At 44.0% G+C, this 24,917-nt stretch carries 22 protein-coding genes and 1 pseudogene; 12 read left to right on the top strand and 11 right to left on the bottom strand.

Annotated elements, in window-relative coordinates; genetic code table 11:
• Nucleotides 1-13: 13 nt before the first annotated feature.
• The 7 genes from rlmN to AC4MBN_RS02180 all read right to left on the bottom strand — a co-directional run bounded on the left by rlmN (nucleotide 14) and on the right by AC4MBN_RS02180 (nucleotide 7,214).
• Nucleotides 14-1,249 carry a dual-specificity RNA methyltransferase RlmN gene (gene rlmN, locus AC4MBN_RS02210; RefSeq protein ID WP_005232136.1) on the bottom strand — a complete coding sequence of 412 codons (1,236 nt, stop codon included), beginning with the start codon at nucleotides 1,247-1,249 and terminating at the stop codon, nucleotides 14-16.
• Between the two features lie 121 nt (nucleotides 1,250-1,370).
• Nucleotides 1,371-1,802, bottom strand: a complete 432-nt coding sequence (ndk, locus tag AC4MBN_RS02205; RefSeq protein WP_004782097.1) for a nucleoside-diphosphate kinase — start codon at nucleotides 1,800-1,802, stop codon at nucleotides 1,371-1,373.
• 109 nt (nucleotides 1,803-1,911) lie between these two features.
• On the bottom strand, nucleotides 1,912-2,112 hold the full coding sequence (gene iscX / locus AC4MBN_RS02200; protein ID WP_005232138.1) for a Fe-S cluster assembly protein IscX: 201 nt from the start codon (nucleotides 2,110-2,112) through the stop codon (nucleotides 1,912-1,914).
• Between the two features lie 88 nt (nucleotides 2,113-2,200).
• The gene (locus tag AC4MBN_RS02195) at nucleotides 2,201-2,752 is read right to left on the bottom strand and encodes a phosphatase PAP2 family protein (protein WP_004782094.1); all 552 of its coding nucleotides are present in this window, start codon (nucleotides 2,750-2,752) and stop codon (nucleotides 2,201-2,203) included.
• A 1,122-nt stretch (nucleotides 2,753-3,874) separates the two neighbouring features.
• Nucleotides 3,875-4,891 (bottom strand): ketol-acid reductoisomerase, encoded by a 1,017-nt coding sequence (ilvC, locus tag AC4MBN_RS02190; RefSeq protein WP_005232140.1) that lies wholly within the window; start codon nucleotides 4,889-4,891, stop codon nucleotides 3,875-3,877.
• Nucleotides 4,892-4,998: 107 nt separating this feature from the next.
• Nucleotides 4,999-5,490 carry an acetolactate synthase small subunit gene (gene ilvN, locus AC4MBN_RS02185; RefSeq protein WP_004782091.1) on the bottom strand — a complete coding sequence of 164 codons (492 nt, stop codon included), beginning with the start codon at nucleotides 5,488-5,490 and terminating at the stop codon, nucleotides 4,999-5,001.
• Complete coding sequence (locus AC4MBN_RS02180) at nucleotides 5,487-7,214, bottom strand: acetolactate synthase 3 large subunit (RefSeq protein ID WP_004782089.1); 1,728 nt, start codon at nucleotides 7,212-7,214, stop codon at nucleotides 5,487-5,489. Before AC4MBN_RS02180 ends, ilvN begins: the two co-directional genes overlap by 4 nt.
• Before the next feature lie 682 nt (nucleotides 7,215-7,896).
• Here AC4MBN_RS02180 and AC4MBN_RS02175 point away from each other — a divergent pair.
• The 4 genes from AC4MBN_RS02175 to holA all read left to right on the top strand — a co-directional run bounded on the left by AC4MBN_RS02175 (nucleotide 7,897) and on the right by holA (nucleotide 12,814).
• Nucleotides 7,897-8,247 (top strand): DUF4124 domain-containing protein, encoded by a 351-nt coding sequence (locus tag AC4MBN_RS02175; RefSeq protein ID WP_491880577.1) that lies wholly within the window; start codon nucleotides 7,897-7,899, stop codon nucleotides 8,245-8,247.
• Between the two features lie 121 nt (nucleotides 8,248-8,368).
• Nucleotides 8,369-10,990, top strand: a complete 2,622-nt coding sequence (gene leuS, locus AC4MBN_RS02170) for a leucine--tRNA ligase (RefSeq protein WP_491880576.1) — start codon at nucleotides 8,369-8,371, stop codon at nucleotides 10,988-10,990.
• 282 nt (nucleotides 10,991-11,272) lie between these two features.
• Nucleotides 11,273-11,806 carry an LPS-assembly lipoprotein LptE gene (locus tag AC4MBN_RS02165; protein ID WP_004782084.1) on the top strand — a complete coding sequence of 178 codons (534 nt, stop codon included), beginning with the start codon at nucleotides 11,273-11,275 and terminating at the stop codon, nucleotides 11,804-11,806.
• A gap of 9 nt (nucleotides 11,807-11,815) precedes the next feature.
• Complete coding sequence (gene holA / locus AC4MBN_RS02160) at nucleotides 11,816-12,814, top strand: DNA polymerase III subunit delta (RefSeq protein WP_491880575.1); 999 nt, start codon at nucleotides 11,816-11,818, stop codon at nucleotides 12,812-12,814.
• Here the strand turns inward: holA and AC4MBN_RS02155 are convergent.
• Nucleotides 12,811-13,258: pseudogene (locus tag AC4MBN_RS02155) on the bottom strand (bacteriohemerythrin). The gene holA and the pseudogene AC4MBN_RS02155 overlap by 4 nt on opposite strands.
• Nucleotides 13,259-13,857: 599 nt before the next feature.
• Between AC4MBN_RS02155 and AC4MBN_RS02150 the strand changes: the two are divergent.
• From AC4MBN_RS02150 to AC4MBN_RS02140, 3 genes are read left to right on the top strand one after another with little or no spacing between them, the layout of a single operon-like run.
• Complete coding sequence (locus AC4MBN_RS02150; RefSeq protein WP_491880574.1) at nucleotides 13,858-15,231, top strand: MacA family efflux pump subunit; 1,374 nt, start codon at nucleotides 13,858-13,860, stop codon at nucleotides 15,229-15,231.
• Between the two features lie 2 nt (nucleotides 15,232-15,233).
• Nucleotides 15,234-17,210 (top strand): MacB family efflux pump subunit, encoded by a 1,977-nt coding sequence (locus AC4MBN_RS02145; protein WP_491880573.1) that lies wholly within the window; start codon nucleotides 15,234-15,236, stop codon nucleotides 17,208-17,210.
• A 10-nt stretch (nucleotides 17,211-17,220) separates the two neighbouring features.
• Nucleotides 17,221-18,633, top strand: coding sequence for an efflux transporter outer membrane subunit (locus tag AC4MBN_RS02140; protein WP_419374810.1), 1,413 nt, complete (start codon nucleotides 17,221-17,223; stop codon nucleotides 18,631-18,633).
• A gap of 55 nt (nucleotides 18,634-18,688) precedes the next feature.
• Here AC4MBN_RS02140 and AC4MBN_RS02135 read toward each other — a convergent pair whose 3' ends face one another.
• Both AC4MBN_RS02135 and AC4MBN_RS02130 read right to left on the bottom strand, forming a co-directional pair.
• A complete protein-coding gene (locus AC4MBN_RS02135) occupies nucleotides 18,689-20,503 on the bottom strand; it encodes a tetratricopeptide repeat protein (RefSeq protein WP_419363625.1) in 1,815 nt (604 codons plus the stop codon).
• A gap of 101 nt (nucleotides 20,504-20,604) precedes the next feature.
• Nucleotides 20,605-21,375 carry a tRNA threonylcarbamoyladenosine dehydratase gene (locus AC4MBN_RS02130; RefSeq protein WP_419363627.1) on the bottom strand — a complete coding sequence of 257 codons (771 nt, stop codon included), beginning with the start codon at nucleotides 21,373-21,375 and terminating at the stop codon, nucleotides 20,605-20,607.
• A 198-nt stretch (nucleotides 21,376-21,573) separates the two neighbouring features.
• Here AC4MBN_RS02130 and AC4MBN_RS02125 point away from each other — a divergent pair, with 198 nt between their 5' ends.
• Complete coding sequence (locus tag AC4MBN_RS02125) at nucleotides 21,574-21,822, top strand: hypothetical protein (RefSeq protein ID WP_419363629.1); 249 nt, start codon at nucleotides 21,574-21,576, stop codon at nucleotides 21,820-21,822.
• A gap of 35 nt (nucleotides 21,823-21,857) precedes the next feature.
• On the opposite strand, the gene orn is transcribed toward AC4MBN_RS02125, so the two are convergent.
• Nucleotides 21,858-22,412 (bottom strand): oligoribonuclease, encoded by a 555-nt coding sequence (gene orn, locus AC4MBN_RS02120; RefSeq protein ID WP_004782074.1) that lies wholly within the window; start codon nucleotides 22,410-22,412, stop codon nucleotides 21,858-21,860.
• Between the two features lie 124 nt (nucleotides 22,413-22,536).
• Between orn and rsgA the strand changes: the two genes are divergently transcribed.
• The 4 genes from rsgA (at nucleotide 22,537) to secB (ending at nucleotide 24,866) form a co-directional block, all read left to right on the top strand.
• Nucleotides 22,537-23,595, top strand: a complete 1,059-nt coding sequence (rsgA, locus tag AC4MBN_RS02115; RefSeq protein WP_034703218.1) for a ribosome small subunit-dependent GTPase A — start codon at nucleotides 22,537-22,539, stop codon at nucleotides 23,593-23,595.
• 93 nt (nucleotides 23,596-23,688) lie between these two features.
• The gene (locus AC4MBN_RS02110; protein ID WP_491880572.1) at nucleotides 23,689-24,096 is read left to right on the top strand and encodes a rhodanese-like domain-containing protein; all 408 of its coding nucleotides are present in this window, start codon (nucleotides 23,689-23,691) and stop codon (nucleotides 24,094-24,096) included.
• A gap of 21 nt (nucleotides 24,097-24,117) precedes the next feature.
• Nucleotides 24,118-24,372: a glutaredoxin 3 gene (gene grxC, locus AC4MBN_RS02105; RefSeq protein WP_004782071.1), complete on the top strand. Its 255-nt coding sequence runs from the start codon at nucleotides 24,118-24,120 to the stop codon at nucleotides 24,370-24,372.
• 35 nt (nucleotides 24,373-24,407) lie between these two features.
• Nucleotides 24,408-24,866 carry a protein-export chaperone SecB gene (gene secB, locus AC4MBN_RS02100; RefSeq protein WP_004782070.1) on the top strand — a complete coding sequence of 153 codons (459 nt, stop codon included), beginning with the start codon at nucleotides 24,408-24,410 and terminating at the stop codon, nucleotides 24,864-24,866.
• Nucleotides 24,867-24,917 lie beyond the last annotated feature (51 nt).

Here is a 24,917-nt window from a genome sequence, read left to right as displayed (position 1 = left end):
TGGCGACCTCTTGTTATCCTTGTGAGCGCATAATCTCATTGGACTGCGCAATTTTCTTTTTCCACTGTTCCGCACGACGGGTACGGTCAGCAACTTGTCCTACCAGTTGTCCACACGCAGCGTCGATATCATCACCACGTGTCTGACGAATCGTACACACAAAACCGGCATCAGACAAAGTTTTTTGGAAAGAAATAATCCGGTTACGGCTTGAACGGCCATATGGCGCATGCGGGAACGGGTTAAATGGAATCAGGTTAATCTTGCTTGGCAGATCTTTGAGCAGCTTGATCATCTGTTGGGCATGTTCAGGTTTGTCATTTACGCCATCCAGCATCACGTATTCGATGGTCACGTGCTTACGCGCACTTTCATTACCATCTTTAGTAATGTAACGCTGGCAGGCTGCAATAAGCTGCTCTAATGGATATTTTTTGTTGATTGGTACCAGCTCATTACGCAGCTCGTCATTGGTTGCGTGTAATGAAATCGCCAAAGCCACATCAATATCTTGGGCCAACTGGTCAATTTTCGGCACGACACCAGACGTTGAAAGCGTTACGCGGCGTTTAGACATGCCATAAGCAAAATCATCCAGCATAATGCGCATAGAATTTAATACAGCGTCATAGTTCAGGAGTGGCTCACCCATGCCCATCATCACCACGTTGGTCACTGAACGCTCACGCTCAGCCACAGGCACTTCTTCCATATAGGAATAGTTGGCCATCCACAACTGACCAATGATTTCAGCTTGAGTCAAGTCACGCTGGAAACCTTGCTTACCGGTTGAACAGAATGAACAGTCCAGAGCACAGCCCACTTGTGAAGAAATACACAGGGTCTTACGTGAGCCGGTTTTGTCTTCTGCCGGAATCAACACGGTTTCAACCAAAGAGCCATCACCATCACCGACACGGAACACCCATTTACGGGTACCGTCTTTGGAATAGTTTTTATGCACCACTTCTGGTGCTTTAATTTCACAAATCTTTTCCAGTTTTTCACGCAGCTTGCCTGAGATATTGGTCATCTCGGCAAAATCAGTCACGAAATACTGATGAATCCATTTCATCACCTGACCGGCACGGAACTTCTTCTCGCCCATATCTTCGAAGAATTTTTCCATTTGCGGACGTGACATGCCTAGTAAGTTCACTTTTTCCACAGAATTTTGCTGTGCAGGAGTGGACGGAGATTGTTGCTGTGCATCAGAAACTGCTGATGTAGCGACCACTTCAGTACTCATGTGTATACCTAAACCATGTCTAAAGATGAAAGGAGAAGCTCAATATCTGAGCAAAGAATTATTCAGAGAATAAAAAAACCAGATAAGTATAATAACACTTATCTGGTTTGAATACTGCGTATTAACGAGTACGTGGAGCAATCTCAGTTTGCGCGAAGAAGTAGTTAATTTCGCGGTCAGCAGATGCTACAGAGTCAGAACCGTGAGCAGCGTTTTCATCGATGCTTACAGCGAAGTCTGCACGGATTGTACCGGGAGCAGCTTCTTTAGGGTTAGTCGCGCCAAGGATGTCACGGTGAGCAAGAACAGCGTTTTCGCCTTCAAGAACTGAAACAACAACTGGACCAGAAGTCATGAATGCAACTAGGTCACCGAAGAAACCACGTTCTTTGTGCTCAGCGTAGAAGCCTTCAGCTTCAGCTTGAGTCAGGTGTTTCATTTTAGTCGCAACGATTTTAAGACCTGCTTTTTCGAAACGAGCAAAGATGTCACCGATGTGGTTTTTAGCAACTGCGTCTGGTTTTACGATAGATAATGTACGTTCAATAGCCATGATTGGCTCCTTAAGTCAATTGTTGACATGAAAATTTGCCGCATTATACCGAATAATGGACTTTTTTCTGCCTTTAAACTGTAAAAAAATTGCTTTTTTCAATTGGCAATTAACGTGCTTCGTCAATCCATGCCATTTGAATGGCTTCCAGAAGCCCTTCGGTTGATTTGGTTGGATCGTCTTCAAAATCAGGAAGTGCACATACCCAGGCATGCAGGTCGGTAAAGCGAACCCATTGCGGATCCACGTCTGGATGCGCTTCATACAATTCAATCGCGATATCGAGGGTATCTGTCCAACGTAAACCCATGTCTATTCCTAAGCCTATTTACTGTGATGTAGTACTTTAGCAAATCTGCAAAATTCTGCGAGTCTTTGCCGGATCATCTCGTGATTTTTTACAACATGATATTAAAAAAAGGTGCCGTAAATACAATCATGGTGGCCACCAGTGCGCCCAATATGGCTCCTACCGCCACATCACTTGGATAATGCAAGCCTAAAACCATTCGGGAGATCGCGACTAGAATGGCAAATGGCAGCATCAAAAATAGTAAAAAAGGCACAATATAACCCAGCACAATGGTTACCATCACTGCATGCAAGGTATGTCCCGAAGGAAAACTAAAATGATCCAGCGGATGCTCACAGAGCCGAATCACCTGATGCACCTGATAAGGACGTGGACGTACTGTTTTGGTTTTTAGAAGTTTATAAATCAGGGTTCCGACCATACTGCCAAACACCAGATAAACAATCTGCAAGGTATACATCAGGCCCTGAATCAGCCAGACGGCAATGAGCATCAAATACCAGAATACGCCATTGCCCAACCGGCTAATGATTTTGAAAAAAGCTGCAATGCGTTCTGAATGTGAAAAATGATTAAGATAAATACAGCCTTTTAAATCAATTTCTAAAAATTTTAGTTTTGCATTCTGAAATTTCATTGTAGAGCTCTTATTGTTTTATGCCCTGTATTTCAGGTTTTGCACGACTGAAAAATAGAGCTTGTTCAAATTGACACATGAGATAATCGCTATTCACCTTTTTAGTTTGTTAATGTCCGCATCCTTCTGTAATCGTTATAAATCGCTTAATTCAGACATCTAACAGATGAATTCTTGCCACTATCTCAACCTACTCAGCCAACCTGTCCAATCATGTTGCACCTGTAAATCAGTACGTCCATGATCATTAGCGATCACTGCTCCACCGCTGGCCATCGCCTCCTGCACTATATTTTTAACCTTTCAATCCGACCTATCCTTGAACTGTTAATAGATGATTTATTTGTACTGGTATTTATTGAAATAAGTCTGAACAAAACCTGAGAAGGATCGAATGTGCTTCGAGTATAGTGCAGTTATAGCGCCCAAGACTTTGGTGAAAATGTATCTGGAAGCCGCTTCTTGCCTTGCTCTTACTCAAAATTTGGTTATTTCAAAGCATTTAAAAGTTAATGAGATATAACTATCCATACTTTTGATTAAGTATGGGGTTCAAGTGTGACTGTTTTATGAATTGATTTATGGGAGCTTAGCATTTCTTACATTATCAAACTTGCTGATGCTTTATGTCTGTTCCATCTACCTTTTCAATTTCTTTACTATACTTATGCTCAACTAATAACCGATTAAATACCTGATCCATGCCAATGAATTCAACTTGTAAAATAGTTGCCATTTTTGAATATGATTTATTTTTTGAGATAACCTTTTATCTTCAAATCCCCAGTCAACCAACAAAGCTGCTCTAAGCAATAAAATTAAAATTAAGACAGCTAACCACAAACTTAATGAAAGCCAACTACCCCACAATACATCACGATAAATAATTGTTTGGATTTGCTGCCATGAAGTTTTGGTATTTTTTAATTCGAATGCATATTGCTCAAACTCTTGATCACCTACTCCTACTTCAGTCCAAGCATAGATATGATTTTCTATATTAAAAATTCAGTTCGATCTTTCATCTTATCTTTTTATATTTATTTAAATTATTATTCGACTATATAAAAAAACCCACTCTAGTGAGTGGGTTTTCGCATTCAAATCAAATGATTCAAGAAATTAGTTTTTCTCTTTATCAACGATTTTGTTTGCTTGAATCCATGGCATCATCGCACGCAGTTTAGCACCAGTTTGTTCAATACCGTGTGCAGCGTTTTGACGACGACGAGCAGTCATAGATGGGTAGTTCAACGCACCTTCCTGGATGAACATCTTCGCGTATTCACCAGATTGGATACGTTTAAGCGCATTACGCATTGCTTCACGAGACTGTTCGTTGATTACTTCAACGCCAGTTACGTATTCGCCGTATTCAGCATTGTTAGATACTGAGTAGTTCATGTCAGCAATACCGCCTTCGAACATCAAGTCAACGATCAGTTTAAGTTCGTGTAAACATTCGAAGTAAGCCATTTCAGGTGCATAACCAGCTTCAACCAGAGTTTCAAAGCCCATTTTAACCAGTTCAACAGCACCACCACAAAGAACCGCTTGTTCACCGAACAGGTCAGTTTCAGTTTCTTCACGGAAAGAAGTTTCGATGATACCAGTACGGCCGCCACCTACACCTGAAGCGTAAGAAAGCGCAACATTACGTGCGTTACCAGAAGCATCTTGGTGGATCGCGATTAAGTCAGGAACACCTGAACCACGTTGGTATTCAGAACGTACAGTGTGACCAGGAGCTTTAGGCGCAACCATGATTACGTCTAGGTCTTTACGTGGAACAACTTGGTTATAAAGAACAGAGAAACCGTGAGCAAATGCAAGAGTCGCGCCTTCTTTGATGTTTGGCTCGATCACGTCGCGATAAAGTTGAGCTTGGAACTCATCTGGAGTCAAGATCATGACTACGTCAGCTTGAGCTACAGCAGCAGGAACTTCAGCAACTTTAAGACCAGCGTTTTCAGCTTTTTTCCAAGAAGTAGAATTCGCGCGTAGACCAACAGTTACGTCAACACCAGAATCTTTAAGGTTAAGCGCGTGTGCGTGACCTTGTGAACCATAACCAATGATTGCTACTTTCTTAGATTGGATAATAGATAAGTCGCAGTCTTTATCGTAAAAAATTTGCATTGCTGTCTCCGCTTAAATGCTTGTGTGTCCGTTTCATCAGGCAATGATCCTTGATCACATTGCCTGAAGCCCCCTTCTTATTAGAATGAGGAAATAATTTAAAAAATTTAGATGGTTAGTACTTTTTCGCCGCGTGCGATACCTGATACGCCTGAACGCACCACTTCCAGAATCGTGTTTTCTGCTAATGCATCAATAAAACCGTCGATTTTTTCAGTCGTACCCGCGATTTGAATCGTGTAGGTTGTTGGCGTTACGTCAACCACCTGACCACGGAAAATATCGGTCGTACGTTTGATTTCATCACGGGTTGCACCTAAAGCTTTCACTTTGATCAGCATCAACTCACGTTCAATGTGCGCACCTTCAGACAGATCCACTACTTTAACCACTTCTACCAGCTTGTTCAGCTGTTTGGTGATCTGTTCGATCTTGTGATCATCACCATACGTGGTCAAAGTCAGACGTGAAAGTGTTGGGTCTTCAGTTGGCGCAACGTTCAATGTTTCAATGTTGTAGCCGCGTTGTGAGAATAAACCCACCAAGCGAGAAAGCGCGCCTGCTTCGTTTTCTACGAGTACAGAGATAATATGTCTCATTTCGTGCGCTCCCCTTTTGCTAACCACATATCCTGCATCGATTGACCCGCAACCAGCATTGGATATACGTGTTCTGTACGGTCAACCATTACGTTAATAAATACGCACTTATCATTGATTGCCATCGCTTCTTCAAGCTTAGACTCAAGCTCGTCCGCATGGTCAATCTGAATACCTACATGACCATAAGCTTCCATCAATTTTGCAAAGTCAGGTAAAGACTCTACATAAGAGCTAGAGTGACGGCCTTCGTAGTTCATGTCCTGCCACTGTTTCACCATACCTAGGGCACGGTTGTTCAGGCACAGGATTTTAACGTTCAAGCCGTATTGCTTACAGGTAGAAAGTTCCTGGATACACATCTGAATAGACGCTTCACCAGTAATACAAACCACTTGCTGATCCGGGAATGCAAGCTTAGCCGCCATTGCATATGGCAGACCTACACCCATCGTACCTAGACCACCAGAGTTGATCCATTGACGAGGACGTTTGTAGCGATAGTGCAACGCGCCGAACATCTGGTGCTGACCAACGTCAGACGTGATGATCGCTTCGCCATTGGTGACTTTATCTAGAGCACGAACCACTTGCTGTGGCTTCATAGAACCATCAGTCGGTACATCGAACTTCAAGCCATGAACCTGACGCCATTCATCAATCTGTTTCCACCATGCCGCAATCGCTTCAGGATTTGGCTTGGACACATTCATTTGCTTCAACTGGTTCAGCATTTCGTTCAGCACAGGTTCTACTGCACCCACGATTGGAATGTGCGCCATGATAGTCTTAGAAATGGTCGCCGGATCGATGTCAATGTGAATGACTTTGGCATTCGGACAGAATTTCGCAGGATTATTGGTTACACGGTCATCGAAACGCGCGCCTACACACAGAATCACGTCTGCATTGTGCATGGTCATGTTTGCTTCGTAAGTTCCGTGCATACCCAACATGCCGATGAACTGTGGATCATCGCCCGGGAATGCGCCAAGACCCATCAAGGTATTGGTAACTGGGTAACCCAATAGATGTGCAAGCTCAGTTAATTGTGCTGAAGCATTGCCCTGAACCACGCCGCCGCCTGAGTAAATCACTGGGCGTTTCGCATGAATCAGTTCATCAATCGCTTTACGGATTTGACCTGAGTGACCACGGTATGGTGGTTGATACGAACGCATCTTCACTTTTTCAGGATATTCGTAAGCAAATTTCTCTGCTGGATTGGTTGCATCTTTAGGAATATCAACAACCACCGGACCTGGACGGCCAGATGACGCGATATAGAATGCTTTTTTGATAATTGAAGGAATTTCGCTGGCATGGCGAACCTGGAAGCTGTGCTTCACGATTGGGCGAGAAATACCGACCATATCAGTTTCTTGGAACGCATCCTCACCGATCAAATGGCTTGCGACCTGACCAGACAGGATCACCATTGGAATGGAATCCATATAAGCCGTTGCAATTGGAGTAACGGTATTGGTCGCGCCAGGGCCAGAAGTGACCAGCACAACACCAGTTTTACCTGTTACGCGTGAGTAAGCATCCGCCATATGACCGGCAGCTTGTTCGTGACGTACGAGGTAATGATTAATTTTGTCTTGTTGAAATAGCGCATCATAAATATGCAGTACTGCGCCGCCTGGATATCCAAAAACATGTTCAACGCCTTCATCCGCTAATGCGCGAACGAGCATTTCACCACCAGATAGAAGTTCCAACGTGATTCACCCTATATTATTCACTGCACAAATGGGAGGCATTTGCAGTGTTCATTCATTAACTGTCTGCACTGTTATAGCACACAAATTTCATAGTTTTCAAAGCAATAGGAATAAAAAATCCGATCTACCTGCTGTTCGAGCAATACAAGATCTAAAACATGTTGGGGTAAACATATTTTGTTCGCTTTGTTCAATTTTTCGGCTAGAAAAATTGCCCATTGCATGACATGACACTTATTCGAAGGGTGATCGATCTAAGGCATATAAAACTATTGCTGCATTCTTGTGTTTTCAGCCTTTAAAGTCAAGTTTAAAAAACAGGCTATTATTGTTTATACGTCTAAAATTTGCTGCTTTTACAGGCAATTTCGACTTTAACTCTGGTTTTTAGCTTTAAAATTCTAATTTAAATTAATAAATTTCATATACTTAAAACTTTAATTTTATAAATTTTTAATATGTCTTATATAAAAAAATTGAATGAATTTTTAAGAAATTCAATGCAACTGTTTATAAATAAATTTCTTTTTATATAAAATTACTCTTTTTAGGTATCAGCTCAAAACATTAAGATCACTACTGATCACAAAATTAATTGAATTAAAAATCATCTTATGGCAAAAAATTCTCTACAATAACAACCCTATTTAACCGCTTGAAATTTTCAGGACTTTTACTCATGAAAAGATCTTTCCTGACCGCATTAAGTTTTGCCACTACGTTTGTTTTAGGTGTAGCAAGCAGCTCTGCTTTAGCGATTGAATATTATAAATGGGTCGATGCCAAAGGCGTGACTCACTACACTAAAACCCCGCCTCCTAAAAATGCCAAGCACAAAAGCAAAGTAGAAACCTATGGCTGGAACAATTCCGCGCCTACCCCAGCAAGAACAACCGAAAATGAGAACCAGACCGAAACGGGTAACTCAAACTCATCTGCACCTGTGCCTGTCGTTTCTAAAAATGAGCAGCAACAGCGTGAAGCCAATGAAGCTTTACAACGTGGTCAGTCTGAGCGTGTAGCCTTCTAATCATACTCGTCTGCCAATTTAGATTTTTCCTGCAGAATCCCGTATGCAAAATTCACTTTTAGGTGCGTTTTGCGCTATGCTGTGCCTTATATTTTTTTAACCGTTCTCTTGTATTACGTATATGACTACTCACATTGACTCAGAATATCAAGCCAGTGCGATTGAGCCTCAAGTCCAACAGGACTGGGAATCTCGCAAAGCCTTTAAAGTTGCCGACACTGTAGAAGGTCCACGTCGTTATATCCTCTCGATGTTCCCTTACCCAAGTGGCAAACTGCATATGGGTCATGTGCGTAACTATACGATTGGTGACGTGATCAGCCGCTTTCACCGTCTAAAAGGCGAAACTGTATTACAACCAATGGGTTGGGATGCTTTCGGTCTTCCTGCGGAAAACGCTGCCATTGCACACCAGGTCGCTCCTGCAAAATGGACCTTTGAAAACATTGATTACATGCGTAATCAGTTGAAAAAACTTGGCCTGTCTGTAGATTGGGATCGTGAATTCGCAACCTGCACACCAGAATACTATCGCTGGGAACAATGGCTATTCGTTCAGCTTTATAAAAAAGGCCTGATCTACCGTAAACTTTCAACAGTCAACTGGGATCCAGTGGATCAAACCGTTCTTGCCAATGAACAGGTTGAAAATGGTCGCGGCTGGCGTTCAGGCGCATTGGTTGAGAAACGTGATATCCCAATGTACTACTTCCGCATCACAGATTATGCGCAAGAATTACTGGACGATCTTGAAACACTGAAAGACGGCTGGCCACAACAAGTCTTGACCATGCAACGCAACTGGATTGGTCGCTCACAAGGTATGGAAATCACCTTCCCTTCAGCGAATCCAGACGTGTATGCAAACGGCTTAACAGTATTCACAACACGTGCCGACACTTTAATGGGTGTGACTTATGTTGCAGTGGCAGCAGAACATCCAATGGCGCTAAAAGCAGCTGAGAACAATCCTGAGCTTCAAGCATTCATCGAAGAATGCCGTATGGGTTCTGTGGCAGAAGCAGATCTTGCGACTGCTGAGAAGAAAGGCATGGCAACAGGTCTTTCTGTAAAACATCCTGTGACAGGTGAAGAAGTTCCTGTCTGGATCGCAAACTACGTTCTTATGTCTTATGGTTCAGGTGCGGTGATGGCAGTACCTTCACACGATGAACGTGACTTCGAATTTGCCAATAAATATGGCTTAACCATCAAGCAAGTCATTGATGCTAAAGGCGCAGAAGATGCAGACTTTGATGCAACACAATGGCAAGAATGGTACGGCTCTAAAGAAGGCAAATTGATCAATTCAGGCGAATTTGACGGTTTAGACTTCCAAGGCGCATTTGATGCATTCCTTGCAAAATTAGAACCACAAGGTCTTGCGAATGTAAAAGTTCAATTCCGTCTACGTGACTGGGGTGTATCTCGTCAGCGTTACTGGGGTTGCCCAATTCCAATGATCAACTGTGACAAGTGCGGTCAAGTGCCGGTACCTGAAGATCAACTTCCTGTTGTTCTTCCAACTGACGTGGTTCCAGATGGTTCAGGTAACCCGTTAAACAAAATGCCTGAATTTTATGAAACCAAGTGTCCTTGCTGTGGTGGCGATGCACGTCGTGAAACAGATACGCTAGATACATTCGTAGAATCATCTTGGTACTATGCACGTTATGCATCTCCAGACTTTACTGATGGCATGGTGAAACCAGAAGCAGGTCAAACTTGGCTTCCAGTAAACCAATACATCGGTGGTGTTGAACACGCGATTCTGCACTTGCTCTATGCACGTTTCTTCCACAAATTGATGCGTGACGAAGGCGTGGTACAAGGTAACGAGCCGTTCACTAACTTGCTCACTCAAGGTATGGTGCTTGCGGATACTTATTACCGCGAATCTGAATCAGGCAAGAAAACCTGGTTCAACCCTGCCGACATCGAACTTGAACGCGATGAAAAAGGTCGTATTCTTTCTGCCAAATACAAAGGTGATGGTCAAGAAGTCACTGTTGGCGGTCAGGAAAAAATGTCGAAATCGAAAAACAACGGTATCGACCCGCAAGCGATTATTGACCAATACGGTGCAGACACTGCACGTGTATTCATGATGTTCGCAGCCCCACCTGATCAATCACTTGAATGGTCTGATGCCGGTGTTGAAGGTGCAAACCGCTTCCTGAAACGTGTATGGCGTTTGGCAACAGGTTTCCTTGAAAAAGATAATACTGCGACTGAATTCGATAAAGCGAAACTTTCTACAGCTGCGCAAGATTTACGCCGCAAGACTCACGAAACCATCCAGAAAGTGGGTGATGACATTGAACGTCGTCATGCATTTAACACTGCCATTGCAGCGATGATGGAACTGTTAAATGCGAACAACAAGTTTGAAGCGAAAGATGATAATGACGTTGCTGTAGCACGTGAATCAATCACTACGCTTCTTACTTTATTGGCACCATTTGCACCGCACTTAAGCCAGACTTTATTGGCTCAGTTTGGGATTGAGTTAACTCAAGCGCAATTCCCACAAGTGGATGAATCTGCATTGACTCGTAATACACAAACCATCGTGGTTCAGGTGAACGGTAAACTTCGTGGCAAACTTGAAGTGTCTGTAGATGCATCTAAAGATGACATTCTTGCTCAAGCCAAAGCCTTGCCTGAAGTTCAGCAATTCTTGACGGGTCCAACCAAGAAAGAAATTGTGGTGCCGAATAAGTTAGTGAACTTGGTGGTTTAATTTAATCCCCCTAAATCCCCCTTTACAAAAGGGGGACTTCCCACTTCAAATAAAAAAATGAAGTCTCCTCCCTTTTTTAAAGGGAGGTCGGGAGGGATTAAATTAACCTCTACCTAACCCTCTCCTTGTAGGAGAGGGAAATTTCTTCTCCCTTTGGGAGAAGGTTAGGATGAGAGAAAGGATTTCACAATTCCAAACAAAGCCCGTTGCCAGCCAACGGGCTTTGACTTTACAATCCGGTTCAGGATTTCAAATATTTCCCCAAGGGAAAAGAGGATACTCATGCATTTAGGCAAACGTTTAGCAGCAATTGTTTTAACTTGTGGTCTAAGTGCAGGCCTCGTCGGCTGTGGCTTTCATTTAAAAGGAACCAATCCGAGTTCCGCACCTGTAGCTTACTCAGTCATGAGTCTGGCCCTCCCTGACAATACTGAAGATCTTCAGGAAAAACTGGCTGTTTACCTGGGTGCTGCTGGAGTACAGCTGAGTAATGCACCTGATGCTTATGTCTTACGTGTCCTAGATTACACCCCTCGCCGTTTAGAATTGAATGGCAAACTGGTGGAAACCTTATTGCGTCTGAATGTGACTTTCCGAATCGAAGATGCACAAGGCAATCCGGTGACTGAACCTCGTACTGTAATCGCGACCCGTACCTATCAATATGATATTGAAACCGTGAATACGGATGACCAGGAACAAAAATTCTTAAATCAGGTCCTGATTGATGATGTGGCCCAGCAGATTGCCCGTCAAATTTCATCGAATCGTTTGCCATTGGCAAAACCAGAAACTTCGACTCAACCAGCCCAATAAGACGACCCAATGAAACTTGACTACCTCCAGGCATTAAAACGTGTCAATGAAGCTCGCGGTGCCTGGGTGTTACATGGTCAGGAGCCTTTGCTGGAACAGAATCTGGTAGATGCCTTTCGTAGCAGCTGGCAAAGTCGTGAAGTTGAACGCCAGCGTTATGATATTAGCTCTGCCTCTGACTGGAAAAATGTCTTTAATGCTTTAAACAGCCTGTCATTATTTTCTAGCCAACTGGCAATTGAAGTGCATGGCAATATCAAACCGGATGCCAGTGGTCTCAAACTGTTAAAAAACTATCTGCAACAGGACAGTGATAACCTGCTATTGGTAGTTATGCCGAAGCAGGATGCCAGCAGCCTGAAATCCAGCTTTTTCCAGACCATTGATGCCAATGGCGTAAATGTATCGCTAGTGGCCAACTACCCAAAAGATCGTCAACAGATCCTCGGAATTGAAGCGGAAAAACTAGGAATTAAGCTGGCCAATGACGCCTGGCAATGGCTAGAGCAGCATCATGAGCACAATTTGCTGGCAGCCAAAAATAGCCTGATGCGCGTAGCAGATACCTTTGCTGAAGTAGATATTATCCAGATTGACCATCTATATGCCTGCTTGCAGGATCAGTCCCGTTACAGCACCTATGATCTGAGTGATGCCTTGCTGAATGGGAATTTGGCACAATCAATTAAGATCTTTCATTATCTGATTGCCTCAGGTGAACCGATGAGCCTGATTTTGTGGAGTATCAGCAAAGAAATGCGTCTATTGATGCAATTATTTGAACAGCCACAAAATGCCTTACAAATCGGTATCTGGAAGACTAAAGTGAGCTTATATCAGCAAGCCTTGCGTCGTTTAAGTCCACAGCGCTTTTTAAGCTGGCCTCAGCTTTTGATCCGGATCGATGCTGCAATCAAAGGGATGTCCAGAGAGAACCCTGAACATCTGATCTTGCAGGCCATTGCTGAAATGTGCGGTCAAAGCTTGTTTGCATCTCCGAGTGCCTAACTAAAGAAACGCGCAAACCAGCCTTTGCCTTTTTTCTTCTCCTGCGTTCGCAGGTAGCTCAGCATATTGTCCCGTACTGCTTCTACATAATCCTGATCATCGTGCTGAATATGGTTGATGAGCCATTTGGACAGAAGACGATATAAATCTTTTTCAATGGACTGACCTTGCTCAAACTTCAGACGATAATCATTTAATTTTTTGACAAATAATTCATGTATGCCGCGATGTGAAGGCAAATATTGAAACTCACCTGTTCCAGCAGGTTTTCTTCAAAGCTGAAATGTGACTGGGTATAGTCGATCAAATCATCTAAACTTCCCGGATTTTATCGCGATCTCCGGTACTTTTGACCTGCTCTAAAGCATTTATATAGTCCAGAATCTGGCGATGTTGATGATCAATCACCTCAATTCCAATATTGTAACTTTCATTCCATTTCATCTATGAACCTCATCAATTTTCTTAGTAAAGTCGCATTATTTTCCGCTCATTAAATGAGCATATTCTCTTAATGAATAAACCCATATTTTTTTTATGGAATTAAAAATTATAAACTTTATTCGCTTAAATCTATATGTAAAACATAGATTTTTTAAATTTTAGTAGAACACATCGTTCGAAAAATTAGATTAAAAATGAAAGAGGTTGGCTTTAGCGCAGAATTATTTTTACAACAAATATCATTAAAAACTTCCATGATATTCAGCAGCATTATGGCGTATTTTTACCAGCAGTTTAGTGGCCAGGTTTTTGCATGCAGTATGTCTGAGAAGTACTTTATACTCCCATGAAGTTTTAATTAATTCATCATATGATCAATATTTTTTAGATAGCTAAATCGTATAAAATTTCACCTAAAAAAGATAACTCTAATAGGAGTAGTTCAATGAATCCCTTATATAAAATCAGGTTTTATCTTATATGCTTTTTTAAACCAGGCAGTGGAAAATAGTTCTCATTTTAAATAAAAAAAATTCACGTTTTATCCTAATTTCGCTTTTATAATCAACTGTTATCCTACGACCCGAATCTGAATCCATATGCCAAAAATAAAACCTACGAAACTCATTATGGCGATTGTAATTGCCATCCTGGTGGCAGTCACTGCCTGGTATTTTCTGAAACCAAAAGAGCAGCAGCCACAATACATTACAGCTGAAGTGACCCAAGGGGATATTGAAAATTCGGTACTGGCAACTGGTGTACTTGAAGCCACCAAAATGGTCAGTGTCGGTGCCCAGGTTTCGGGTCAGGTTAAAAAAATGTATGTGCAACTCGGCGATCAGGTCAAACAAGGCCAGTTAATTGCCCGAATTGACTCTGTTCGTCAGGAAAATGATTTAAAGACTGCTGAAGCCAGCATTAAAAACCAGATGGCACAGCTTGCCGTGAAACAGGCCAACCTCGCTAAGGTGGAAGCCGAGTATAAGCGTCAGCAAGCCATGTATGCCCAAGATGCAACCTCGCGTTCAGAACTGGAATCTGCATTAGCCAGCTACAAAACGGCTCAGGCAGATATCACTGCGATTAATGCACAGATCGAACAATCACGTTTAACCTTGGCAACCGCGAAAGAAGATCTGGGTTATACCCAAATTGTGGCGCCAATGGATGGAACTATCGTAGCGATCGTGACTGAAGAAGGTCAGACTGTAAACGCCAATCAAAGTGCACCAACGATTGTGAAACTGGCGCAGCTGGATACCATGACCATTAAGGCTGAAATTTCCGAAGCCGATGTGATGAAAGTTCAGGAAGGCCAGACAGTGTACTTCACTACTTTGGGGAATACTGACAAGAAAATTTACGCCAAACTTCGTCAGGTCGAACCTGCACCAAATTCAATTAATACCGAAACCAATACTTCAAGCTCGACTTCAGGCTCTGCAGTGTATTACAACGCCCTGTTTGATGTCCCGAATGAAGATGGCAAGCTGCGTATTGATATGACGGCACAAGTTTATATCGTGCTGGATGAAGCACGAAATGTACTGACTGTTCCGGCAGCTGCCATTCAAGGTTCTAACCGCCCACAACGTCCGAATCGTGGTGAAGGCTCTCGCGGTGCTGGTGACCCATCTGGACGTGGCGAAGGTCAGGATCAAGCCCGTGGCGATAGTAAACGTCCAGAAGGTGACCGCCCTCCTCGCTTAGAACTTTCTGATGCGGAACGTGCCCTGATTGAACAAGGTAAAGCTCAGCGTGCCATGGTTCGTGTATTGCAGGCAGACGGTACAGCAAAACCAACTCCTGTCCTGATTGGCCTGAATAACCGTGTAACCGCACAAGTGATCAAAGGCTTGAAACGTGGTGATCAGGTTGTGATTGCAGATGGCTCTGATACTTCTAATGACGGTGCTAAACGTGGCGGCAGTGGCCGTGGTCCTGGTGGCGCCGGCCCAATGAGAATGTAAGCATGAATCAACAACAGCAACCTCTACTCGAGGTCAAAAATCTGGTTCGTGAATTCCCTGCGGGTGAAAGCACGGTCCAGATTCTCAAAGGGGTCAATCTGGAGATCTATCCGGGGGAACTGGTCGCTATTGTCGGTCAGTCCGGTTCGGGTAAGTCTACCCTGATGAATATTCTGGGCTGTCTGGATAAGCCGACCAAGGGCAGCTATAAAGTTAAAGGCCGTGAAACCCGCGAACTTGAAGCCGATGAACTGGCGCAATTACGTCGTGAATATTTCGGCTTTATTTTCCAGCGTTATCATCTGCTCGGTGATTTAAGTGCGGCAGGTAACGTTGAAGTTCCTGCAATTTATGCTGGCGCAGATTCAGATGCCCGTCATGAACGTGCTGTCAAGTTACTGACTGATTTGGGCTTGGGTGAAAAAACCCAGAACCGTCCGAGTCAATTGTCTGGTGGTCAGCAGCAGCGTGTTTCGATTGCCCGTGCCTTGATGAACGGCGGTGACGTGATTCTTGCCGATGAACCGACCGGTGCACTCGACAAGAATAGCGGTATTGAAGTGATGCGGATTCTGCGTGAGCTGAATGCCAAAGGTCATACTATTATTCTGGTCACACACGATCATAACGTGGCAAAAAATGCGACGCGCATTATCGAGATTTCAGACGGGAATATCATTTCAGATAAACCGAATGTGCCTGAAGTTGATGATGGTTTCGAGAAAGAAAATCTGGTCCGAAATGAACAGAAGAAAATCTCAAGCTGGCGTTCCGCGGTAGACCGTCTCGGTGAAGCTTTCCGTATGGCTCTATTGGCCATGAATGCACACCGGATGCGAACCTTCCTGACCATGCTCGGGATCATTATCGGGATCGCGTCGGTGGTTTCAGTCGTTGCGCTCGGTAACGGTTCACAAAAGCAGATTCTGGAAAATATCAGCAGTCTCGGGACCAATACCATTACCGTGTTCCAGGGCCGGGGCTTCGGGGATAACTCACGTTCCTCCCAATCCAAGACCCTGATTCCCGCTGATGCCGATGCACTGGCAGAACAGCCTTATGTGGATGGGGTCAGTCCATCGGTCAACAGTAGTGTCACCGGACGCTTCAAAGAGATCGAAGCATCGACTACTGTCAACGGCGTCAGTGAAGACTTCTTCTATGTCAAAGGTATGACCTTTAAATCAGGTCAGCCATTTGATAAAGAAAGTATTACTGAGCAGGCGCAGGATGTGGTAATTGATACCAACACCCAAAATACTTTCTTTGCAGATGGCACCAATCCTGTCGGTCAGGTGCTGCTCTTAGGCAGTGTACCGAGCCGGGTGATTGGCGTCATTGATGCGCAAAAAGGCATGATGGGCAATAATGATAGCCTGAATGTCTATCTGCCCTACTCTACTGTTATGAGCCGTATGCTGGGTCAGCCCAATGTGCGTCAGATTATTGTGCGTATTAAGGATGAATATCCAAGTGCAGCCGCTGAAAATGCCATTTTAAATCTACTGGTCCAACGTCACGGTGCGCAGGATGTGTTTACACAAAATGCAGACAGTATCCGTGAAACGATTCAGCAAACGACTCAAACCATGACCTTGCTGATCTCTGCAATTGCAGTGATTTCACTGGTCGTCGGTGGGATCGGGGTAATGAATATTATGCTGGTTTCCGTGACTGAACGTACTCAGGAAATCGGGGTACGGATGGCGGTCGGTGCGCGCCAAAGCGACATTCTGCAGCAATTCCTGATTGAAGCTGTTCTGGTTTGTATTCTGGGCGGCATCTTAGGCGTATTGCTGTCACTCGGTATCGGTCAACTGATTACCCATTTTGCTGGAGGAACCTTCCAGATGGCATACTCGACCACATCGATTATCGCAGCCTTTGTCTGCTCAAGCCTAATCGGTATTGTGTTCGGCTTTATCCCGGCACGTAACGCAGCCCGTTTGAATCCGGTCGATGCACTTTCTCGAGAATAAGGAATCTGATATGCATACTCTTACCAAACTTGCCAGTGCCCTACTCCTCGGGAGTTCACTGGTCGGCTGTGCGGCCGTGGTGAAAACACCGTATGAACAACCTGCTGTACAGGTGCCTAACAACTTTCAAAACAGTAAAGCTGTAAGCCAGCAAATTCATGCTGATATTCTGGCAGACCAATGGTGGACTCTATTTAAAGATCCCCAATTGAATAGTCTGGTGAATGACGTACTGGCAGCCAATAGTGATCTGGCCGTGGCCGGGATCAATTTACAGCAAGCTCGTATTCAGGCCAGACAGACACAAAGCCAGCAAGGTGTACGTATCAGTGATGCTGGATTAACCACGCGTAGAAGCTTTGATCTGGAAGATGGCAGCAGTTCATCCGGTTTTGGTGTCAATTTCCCTGGCTTAAGCTATGAACTGGATCTGTTCGGTAAACTGGCCAATCAGACTGAAGCAGCACGCTGGGAAGCTCTGGCATCTGAAGAGGACTTGCAGGCGACTGCACAAAGTCTGATTGGCACAACTGCGCAATTGTACTGGCAGCTGGGTTATCTAAATGAACGTTATAGTGTGGTTCAACAAAACCTGGCAACCGCACAGCGTACTTATGATCTGGTCAATGTTCAATATCGCGCCGGTGCTGTCTCTGGTTTGGATTTAACCCAAGCTGAACAGGCCATCCAAAGCCAGCAAGCGACCTTAAGTCAGATTGAGCAGCAGCGTGTGGAAACACGTACAGCGCTGGCAGTACTCATGAATATGCCTGTGCAACAGCTTTCGATTCATGAACCTAAACGTTTGCCGAATATTGCTTTACCGTCGATTGAAGCTGGGTTGCCTGCTAGCCTTCTCTCCCGTCGTCCTGACTTGAGAGCCACTGAACTGCGTTTGCGTAAAGCCTTGGCCAACAAGGATGCCAACAAGGCCAGTTATTATCCTTCGATCAGCCTGACTGGCAGCCTAAGTACTGGCGTGGGCACCAGTTCATCATTGTCAGATGCACTTAAAAATCCGGTGGCAACCTTAGGTGCAGGACTCAGCCTGCCATTCCTGCAATGGAATGACATGAAACGTGATTTACAGGTGAATGAGCTGGAATATGAAAAGGCAATTATCCAGTATCGTCAGACCATGTACGAAGCTTTTGCCGATGTAGAGAATGCCCTGTCTAATCGTACTGAACTCACCAAACAGGTTGCGTTACAACAACGTAATGTTGAACTGGCTGAACGTACTGAACGTCTGACCGAAGTACGTTATCGTAATGGTGCAGTAGCATTGAAAAATCTGCTGGATGCACAGGAAACCACGCGGAATGCCCGTCTGTCTTTGGTGCAAACCCGACAAAGCCAATACAATGCTTATGTGACCCTGATGCAAGCTTTGGGTGGTAGTCCGATCAAGCAACTGCCTTAAGCAACATGTTTGACTCAATAAAAAACCGCTGTTAGTCAGCGGTTTTTTTTGAAGTTTACATATGCAGATAAGCATTTACATTGTTGAGCTGTTCAATAGAAGGTTCATGTCCCAACAAGCTGCCTTTTTCCAGCCATTCACGGGCAATTGCAATATCACGCTCTACACCAATGCCTTTGGTATATAAGCGCCCCAGATGACTATAGGCATCGGCATTGACCTGCGCAGCCGCTTTACGATAGCACTGGATTGCCTGCTCCAAATTGGCTTCAGTACCAATTCCTTGTTCCAAAGCCTCACCTAAAGCATTTAGTGCGAGACCATTATGCTGGCTCAAAGCCTGTTGCAGATATTTCAGTCCTAAAGCCGTATCTTGCTCCACCTTCTTGCCCTTTAAATACATCAAGCCTAATTCGGCCTGTGCTTGTGCATCTTCCAATTGAGCTGCCTGATGCAGATAACGTTTGGCCTGTTCCTCATTCACTTCAAAGACTGGATAAAGACCACTATAAGCCTGATACAAATACCAGGCAGCCTTACTTGATCCTTTCGCCACCGCCTGATTCAAATATTGAATTGCCTTTTCTCGGGTCGACAGCGGATATTCAGGCAAGCCATAAAAACGTCCCACTATATAAATCAGATCAGCTTCAGACTTTGCTACAAGTTGCTCTTGCTGTGCAACTGCCTGAATCATTTGGGTGGCTTTAGCCGTATCTTTGGCTACACCTACTCCGTTTAAATAGCAGAGTGCCAGACCCATCTGACTAAAGCCATGATCAGGATCACTTTGCAAGGCATGTTGATAGAGTTCAAATGCTTTCTCCGGTTCATGTGCGACCAGATAGGATTCAAAATATAGTGCGGCAATCAGACTCAAGGCCTGAGGATGCTGAGTTTGTGCTGCTTCAGACCAGTAGCGAAATGCCATGGTTTCATTTTTTTGTACATACCAGCCATGAAAATAGGCCAGACCGATCAGGGTTTTGGCCTGTGCATCTTTATACTCTTTGGACTGCTGTAATAGATGCCGAAACACCCGTTGGCGTTGATCAGGATCAATAGTGCCGAGTAACACGCCGGCATAGTAATCATATAAACCGCTCTGATCACCCAGATGAATACAGCGTTTAATGAAATTCAAAGCCTGCTGTTGATCTTTGGGCAAGACTTTGCCATTTGCATAGGCTTCGGCAATATCCTGATTGGCCGCCAAGTGATCCTGCTGTGCTGCCAGAAACAGATAGTGGATCCCCAAACTTAAATCTTGCGCTGCACCATCTGCCAAATAATATTGGGCTAACTGATACTGTGAATTGGCATGTCCCTGCTCGGCATTTTGAATTAACAGTTGCAGACGTTGCTGTTCTGCAGTGTCATGATCAGATTCAGCTAGTTCAGTGATGCGGTACTGCGCATCCAGATGACCGCGCGCGACCGCATGCCGATACCAGTACAAGGCTTTTTCAGGGTCATTTAATTGGTATTGATGACAATCATAGATCTGGCCTAAATGATAGGCCGCATCCTCACCACCTAAACTATAAGCTTTTTCAAGAAAGCTAATGGCTTTTTCCGTGCTCTGCTCACGACCCTGTCCGTTTAAATGCATTAGAGCCATGCCCACATAAGCCTGTGGCAAGTCCTGCTGCTGGGCTAACCCGTGATAAATTTGATAGGCACGTTCATAATCCGGATGATGTGGATCCGTACTTAGACGCGCCGCATACTTCAATTGAGCATCAATCTGCTCAATCCATAGATCATGATGCACGGCTTTGGCCTGATCACGTTTCACCGGATCAGGACGTTTCCACATCCAGATTGCTAAAGCCCCAATCCCCAAAACCAGCACTAGCAAAAACCACATAGCTGCTCCAAAACCAAAAGATTGTTTTTGTTATATGTATAAAAATTCATTTTAAACTTAGCATAAAAAAAAGCACAGATCGTGTGCTTTTTTTGACTCAATCAGGCTTTAAGTCTTTTGCTATCAAGCTTTTTCAATACTTCCGATACCGCAACCATAGCGAAGCTAGAGGTCACTACCACTGCAGACCCATAACCACCACAGCGTAAGCCTGCGCTTGCACAAACATCCGCACTGGAAAATGGGTTATCGATAGAATAGACACAAGTGATACCAAATTTTTCTTTTGGCTTTTTACAGATGCCTTTAGCACGTAATTGCGCACGTAATTTTGCCAGCATTGGATCCTGTTCGGTTCTGGATAAATCAGCTACCCGGATTTTTAAAGGATCCAGTTTACCGCCTGCCCCACCTGACACAATCAAAGGAATCTTGTTAAAACGGCAATGCAGCATCAAGGCAAACTTTGCTTTGACGTCATCGATACAATCCAGAATGATGTCAGGCTTTCCTGACAGAATTTCTTTCACATTTTCTGGTGTCAGATAATCGTCAATCAGATTGATCTTGATTCGGGGATTAATCAAACGGCAGCGTTCCGCCATGATTTCGATTTTTTCACATCCTAGCGTCGCCGTCATGGCTGGTAACTGACGGTTAATGTTCGATGCTGCCACCACATCCATGTCAACCAGTGTGAGCTCGCCAATCCCGGTACGTGCCAGTGCTTCGACTGCCCATGAACCAACACCGCCAATTCCGATCACCATCACATGACTGTTTTCATAATGATGAAAGCTATCGTCACCATAAATTTTGGCTACACCCGCAAAACGGCGGTCATACTCATCATCTTGAAGCAGATCAGTCATAGGTCATCAATAGCAAGAAAAACACCAGAGCATTTTAGCAAAATCATGGGCACTTTACTGCCACTAAAATTCAGATACAAAATCAGTCAAAAAAGCTTTCTTGTGCCATCGCTGAAATACGTAAAATTGATCAAATTACAACCATCATAAACTTCACAATATTTGAATTATTATTGTCTTAAAGAGAGTCAGATCAGCATGCTATTTAACGCCCTTTTTGCCCTGATGGTTTTACTGTTCGTGCTGTATCTTTATGTTTTAGCCTTTAAAAAGCAGAAAAATTATTATCTCAGTATCATGATCCGTATCCTGACTTTGGGATTATTTGCTTTGATTATCTTGGATCAATATGAAACCCAGACTCATCTTGCTCTGGTGCTTCTGACCTGGGTGCTGTTTGAGAGTAGTGAAAACTTTTATCGTAAGAGAATTTCAGCAAGCAAATAAAAAAAGAGGCTTTCGCCTCTTTTTCACTGTTCGGATTATTTATTCATAATGAAGAAATATTCACGATAATATTTCAGTTCGGCAATCGAATCACGAATGTCATCCATGGCTAGATGCGAAGCATTTTTCTTCAGGCCACTCATGATTTCAGGGCGCCAGCGTTTTGCCAACTCTTTTACTGAAGATACGTCCAGATTACGGTAATGGAAATATTGTTCCAGTTCAGGCATTAAACGGTGCAGAAAACGACGGTCCTGACAGATCGAGTTACCACACATCGGCGATACTTTTGGATTGACCCATTTTTTCAGGAATTCAATGGTTTCACGTTCTGCATCCTGAGCAGTCAATTTACTGCGGCGCACACGCTCAATCAGGCCAGACTGACCATGCTGGCGAGTATTCCACTCGTCCATCGCATTCAGGATACGGTCAGATTGATGCACAGCTAACACGGGCCCTTCGGCAAGAATATTCAGGTTATCGTCCGTTACAATCGTGGCAACTTCAATAATCTGGTCATTGTCTGTATCCAGACCTGTCATTTCCAGGTCAATCCAAATCAGGCGGCTATCCGGGGTGCTGCTCATAAATGTGCAATCTTATTAGGCTATAAAACATTTATAGTAGCAAATTTATTACGTCGATGCTGTAACTGACACCCCGCTTCATGCTATTTTTGCCATCTCGCTCCCATGGTTTTTTAGGATTTGAATGGCTTTAATACGTAAACGTCGTTTAACTGAACAACAACAACGTCGTATTCAAAAACAGCACAAAACGCGTCAGGAAGAGATCGATACCTCTCAAGACCTGGAAGGGCTGGTCGTGCAGCATTATGGCCGCCAGCTTGAGGTCCAGGCCTTGTCCGTACCTGAACAGCATCCTGAAAAACCGGTCGTGGCTGAAGGCGAACCTGAGCCATTCTGGAAGCCGATTGAACTGGGTAGTGTCTGGCGCTGCCATACTCGAACCAACCTGGAATTGCTGGTAACAGGCGACCGAGTCAAATGGCAGGCTGATCCCAATACTGGACTCGGCATTATTACGGCGATTCATCCGCGTACCTCTTTGCTGACCCGTCCTGACCGTTACCACAAGGTTAAACCGGTTGCCGCCAATATTTCCCTGATTGTGATTGTGTTTGCACCATTGCCTGAGCCAGCCCCGGGTTTGATTGACCGTTATCTGGTGGCTTGTGCAGATGCAGAGATTCCAGCACTTTTAGTGCTCAATAAATCAGATTTGCTTAAGGAAAATGATCCGATTCTGGATTTGCTTAAAGAATATAAAGATTTGGGTTATGAAGTCATGCAAACCCAGTCCGATGGCGATCTGACAGAACTGTCCGCTCGTCTAAATGAAGAAACTGTAGCGTTTGTCGGTCAGTCTGGTGTGGGTAAAAGTACGCTGATTAATGCGATCGTTCCGAATGCTGCACAGAAAACCAATGTCATTTCTGAAAACTCAGCACTGGGTCAGCATACGACGACCTCCACACGTCTGATTTCCTTTGGCGATGGCGCTGCTCTCATCGACTCACCGGGAATCCGTGAATTTGGTCTCTGGCATCTGCCTTTAGACAAAGTTCAAAGTGGTTTTCCGGAAATTGAAAATCTGCTCGGTCACTGTCAGTTCCGTAACTGCACACATAAACATGAAAAACAGTGTGCCTTACGTCAGGCAGCATCAACAGGGGAAATTTTGCCGCGCCGACTGGATAGCTATTTACGTTTAATTGACGAAATTAACGAAGCGCAGCAAAAAAATTAATTTTCTTAAGGCTTAGCCCTTGAAGCGGTGATTTTGATCACCATATTTATGAGCTATACTCTTGGCAATTTTAAAATTGTAATTAGGTGAATTGTGGAACGTTGGTTCGAGTTTATGGGGAATCACCCCTTCTTGTTTGGAACACTCGCGGTACTCGTGGTTGTCTTCTTCATTATCGAAGGTCAACGTAATGGTCGCAAAATCTCTCCGCAATCGCTGGGAATTTTAGTTAAAGCAAAAAATGCCATGCTGATTGATTTACGTGATGCCAAAGACTTCCGTGAAGGTCACATCAGTGGTAGCCGTAACATTCCATATAGCCAAATTACAAAACACGTTGATGAGTTAAAAGCATCTGATCGCCCGTTGGTGTTCATTTGTAATCTTGGGCAAGTTGCAGGTTCTGCACTTCAACAGGTAGGTCATGCAGATACCTACCGTCTGGATGGTGGCATTACAAACTGGAAAGCTCAAGGTTTACCTTTGGTGAAAAGCAAATAATCTGCGAACAGGAGATTGATCATGGCTGAAGTTACTATCTATTCGACGACAGTATGTCCGTATTGTATCCGTGCAAAACAGCTCCTTGAGCGCAAAGGTGTTGCATTTAAAGAAATTAATTTATCGAATGAAGCCCCTGAAGTACGTCTTGAATTGATGCAACGTACCAATCATCGTACCGTGCCACAGATTTTTATTAATGAACAATTCATCGGCGGTTTTGATCAACTTTATGCCCTAGAGCGTGAAGGCAAACTAGACGAATTACTGGCTTAATCTACTAAAACCTACCTCATATCAAGGATTAAAGAATGAGTGAAGAACAACAAGCTCAACCACAATTGGCATTAGAGCGTATTTACACTAAAGATATTTCTTTTGAAGTTCCTGGGGCACAAGTTTTTACCAAGCAATGGCAACCTGAGTTAAACATCAACCTTTCTTCTTCTGCAGAAAAAATTGATCCGACTCATTTTGAAGTGGCTTTAAAAGTTGTGGTTCAAGCAACCAATGAAGGTGATACAGCGTTTATCGTTGACGTGACTCAAGCGGGGATCTTCCTGATTGATGGCGTGGAAGAAGAGCGTCTGCCATACATTCTTGGTGCTTACTGCCCGAACATCCTGTTCCCGTTCCTTCGTGAAGCGGTGAATGATATGGTGACTAAAGGTAGCTTCCCGCAATTGCTGCTTACACCAATCAACTTCGATGCTGAATTTGAAGCGAACATGCAACGTGCGCAAGCTGCTGCTGTTGAAGGTCAAGCTTAATCACTTGATCTTGAAGTTAAAAAAGACCGCAATTGCGGTCTTTTTTATGGC

Source organism: Acinetobacter sp. CAU_H_60, from assembly GCF_058599385.1.
Note: the sequence above shows the minus strand (reverse complement) of the source record. Positions and strands in the feature narration are given on the sequence as shown.